This is a genomic window from Rathayibacter sp. AY2B3 (assembly GCF_002931755.1).
In the GTDB taxonomy this organism is placed as follows: domain Bacteria; phylum Actinomycetota; class Actinomycetes; order Actinomycetales; family Microbacteriaceae; genus Rathayibacter.
This window is the reverse complement of the sequence record NZ_PSUG01000086.1, coordinates 1-2,535: the sequence shown is the minus strand read 5'-3', so window position 1 is coordinate 2,535 and position 2,535 is coordinate 1. Positions and strand designations below refer to the sequence as shown.

Here is a 2,535-nt window from a genome sequence, read left to right as displayed (position 1 = left end):
ATGAGGCGGACGAGCTCGGCCTGTTCTGGCGCGAGCCTGGCGATCGCGTCGCGCACGTCGACTCCTTCGTCGGCGGGGCGTCCTTCGGTGGGAGCGGTCGCGAGGACGCCGCGGAGCCGGCCGGAGAGGTCGGTTCGTCTGTTCGAAGTGCGGGTGCTGTTCGAGAGGACGTTCCGGGCGATGCCGAAGAGCCACATCCTCGACTCCTCCGCGGTGCGGGGGAGGGCGCCGACACGGCGCCATGCGGTGAGCATGACGTCCCCGAGCGCGTCGGCGGCGTCCTCGAGAGGGAGGCGGCGTTGCAGGTACTTGAGCAGGTCGGGCGAGGCGACGCGCAGAGCCTCACTGAGTCGCTCCGCCTCATCGGACTTCTGGCGGGTCACCAGGTCGCTCCGGGGCAGTGGGCCTCGCCGGCGATGCTGAGGTTCGCGGCGTCGACGGCGACGTCCTGCGCAGCAAGTTCGGCGTCGAGAGCGTTGCTGATGATGCGCCCGACGGCGGTCGAGTACTCCCGGTCGGCGTTGTAGAACTCGGTGCCGTAGCCGGCCGGCGTGCGGGATCCGTCAGCGTTGATGAAGGATCGGTCCTCGGTACGCAGCTGCGCGATGGTCGCCTCGAGCGCGCCGTCGCTGAGGAGGGCGTCGACGTCGGTCGTCTGGTAGAAGTTCTCGACCACGGCGACGGCCGCCGGATCGGTCCCTTGAACGTCTCCCATGCGCTCCTCACACTGGACGCCGCTGGGCAGCGAATAGGTGATCGAGGCGTCCGGCGTCTCCGCCCACGGCGACCACGCGCCCGTCGCCGCGGCGGCCGCGGTCGCCATGCCACCGAGCAGTACCAGCGACGCCACTCCGGCGACCGCAGGACGCGCCCAGCGGTGACGGTTGACGCGGGCCTCTGCCGCCGCGAGCTGCTGAAGCTCGGCCAGCTCGACAGCGACGTCGTTCGTCACTGTCGATGTGCGGGGGCTGGACTCATCCAGCAGGACGTCCAGGGGGTCTCGGTCAGGGGCGGCAGTCATGACGGGCTCCTTCGAAAGCGGGTTCGTCCTGTACATGTCCACCCCACCCGCAAACGTCTGCCGCAGCATGAAACCGGCTCGCCGCCCTCGTCGCGGTGCCAGCGCCGACGCCGGAAGTCAGGTCGCGAGGGAAGAAGCGAGTTCGGCAGGCGCTCCTGCGGAGCGGGGCTGCCACGACTCGAAGACGCCGTAGGCGATGATCCGCTCCGCGGTCGACAGCAGCGGATTGCAGCTCGTCATCGTGATCAGACGATCCGTCGGAACGACGTCGCTCGTCCAGGGGACCGGATCGATGACCTGCACTTCGGAGGGCTGCACGTATTCGAGGTTCCGGAACCGATAGGTGTACCAGCCGTCGGCGGTCTCGATGTAGATCGCGTCACCTAGTTGCAGCTCATCGATGAGGTGCATTCCTCCGCCGGCGGCGGAGCGGTGCGCCGCGATCGCGAAGTTCCCCATTTCGCCGGGCATCTGCGTTCCCGGGTAGTGGCCGATGCTGCCCACGTCGAGCACGTTCTCCGCGTCGACGCCCTCAGCGATCGTGCGCACCCACCCCTCGCCGTACCGGGGGATGTAGAGGTTGCCGAACGTGGTGTCCAGAGCTGCGACCGGCGCGATCACCGGGTCACCGGGGACGGCCGGCTCAGCGGTCGGCTCGGACGGCGCCTCCGCGGACGGCGCGTCATCGCCCCAGCTCTGGCGCAGCTCGGCCGCTTGATCTTCCTGCCGCCCTGCGATCACCGCATCGTTCCACCACAGCTGCCAGGCGAGGAACAGCAGAACGAGCACCCCTGCGGTCATCAGCAGCTCACCCAAGACGCCGAAGAAGGACAGGCGGCGACGAGCCGGACGACGTCGGCGCCGCGACACGTCCACGGATGACGAAGCAGTCATGCGCAGGAGTCTAGGTGTGCCGCTCTCACCCGCATCGCTGCTGGAGATCGTTCACCGAACGAGCGATCGCCCTAGTGAAGCTAGCTGCGCGGAGAGGCGTCGTTGTGCCAGTACGCGGCAATTGCCGAGGTTCGCCGCACTACCGCGTCCGCCGAGGCAGGCGCCGGCCACAGATACAGCGCGTACCGGTCAGGCGCCGGATGCGCTTCGTCGGCGACATCTTGTCGCCGGCCCTCTTCCATGCCGGAAGCGCACCACCGGGCCCGATAGGCGGACGCCGTGAGCTGGAACGACGCGGCGGAGTCCCCAGACCATCCGCTAAGCACCGCATCCGGTCCTTCGGGCTGGAAGCTCGCCTCGACGATCTCCTCCCACAAGCCGAGCTCAGGCGCTGTGTCCAACGTGCTGACTCGAACCTGTACGTACCCGGTGTGGATACCTGTCCGCATGAAGAGGGCGCCGGGCAAACTCGCTCCGCACAGCCCATTCTCTTGTCCGTCGAACGCATCACGAGGATCCTCAACCGACGCAGCGCCGGTTGTGAGTTGCAGCTGGGAGTAGTGCGTCCACACGGTTCCATCGAAGACGACTGGCATAACAGCCATCCTCCTCGACGTTCC

4 protein-coding genes are annotated in these 2,535 nt (G+C 68.0%); all 4 read right to left on the bottom strand.

Features of this window, described 5'->3' with window-relative positions:
* Window positions 1-383: RNA polymerase sigma factor (locus tag C5C24_RS17320; RefSeq protein WP_104305558.1), on the bottom strand; the 383-nt coding region annotated here is incomplete at its 3' end.
* Entirely contained in the window at window positions 380-1,021 is a 642-nt protein-coding gene (locus tag C5C24_RS17315) for a hypothetical protein (RefSeq protein ID WP_146076578.1), read from the bottom strand. The genes C5C24_RS17315 and C5C24_RS17320, both read right to left, overlap by 4 nt.
* 117 nt (window positions 1,022-1,138) lie before the next feature.
* Window positions 1,139-1,915: a class E sortase gene (locus C5C24_RS17310; protein WP_104277483.1), complete on the bottom strand. Its 777-nt coding sequence runs from the start codon at window positions 1,913-1,915 to the stop codon at window positions 1,139-1,141.
* Between the two features lie 80 nt (window positions 1,916-1,995).
* Window positions 1,996-2,535, bottom strand: a 540-nt coding sequence (locus C5C24_RS17305; protein ID WP_219812896.1) for a hypothetical protein, incomplete at its 5' end; no start/stop codon positions are given.